The organism is Pseudoalteromonas sp. GW168-MNA-CIBAN-0100, from assembly GCF_040309225.1.
Taxonomy (GTDB): domain Bacteria; phylum Pseudomonadota; class Gammaproteobacteria; order Enterobacterales; family Alteromonadaceae; genus Pseudoalteromonas; species Pseudoalteromonas arctica.
On record NZ_JBEOOL010000406.1, the window covers coordinates 1 to 294 of the forward strand.

The window sequence follows — 294 nt, forward strand, 5'->3', positions numbered from 1 at the left end:
GTCAGGAACTGAATGCTCAAAACTAAAAAGTAAGCCTTTTAGTGTAAATCCGTACATTTTTGAGTTTAGGTTTTGCATATACTGCTCTCGGGGAGTTAACCTAGGTGCATACTTCATTAAGAAAGCACTTATTTGGTTTTGCGTTATGTCGCCAAAATTAATATTTTGTACTTTATAATTATCAGTTATTACGTGGGCCATTAAGAGCTTTACTTGAGGTGCGACTGACTCGATGTGCTTTTTACCTATTTCAGTGGACAAAATTGTTAAATAAATGGCATTAAAGTTTATATG

Annotated in this window: 1 protein-coding gene; it reads right to left on the bottom strand. The window is 34.0% G+C overall.

All coding sequences use genetic code 11. The features are described 5' to 3' along the window. Window positions 1-291: phosphoribosyltransferase-like protein (locus tag AAEY62_RS21705; protein ID WP_502935544.1), on the bottom strand; the 291-nt coding region annotated here is incomplete at its 3' end. Window positions 292-294 lie beyond the last annotated feature (3 nt).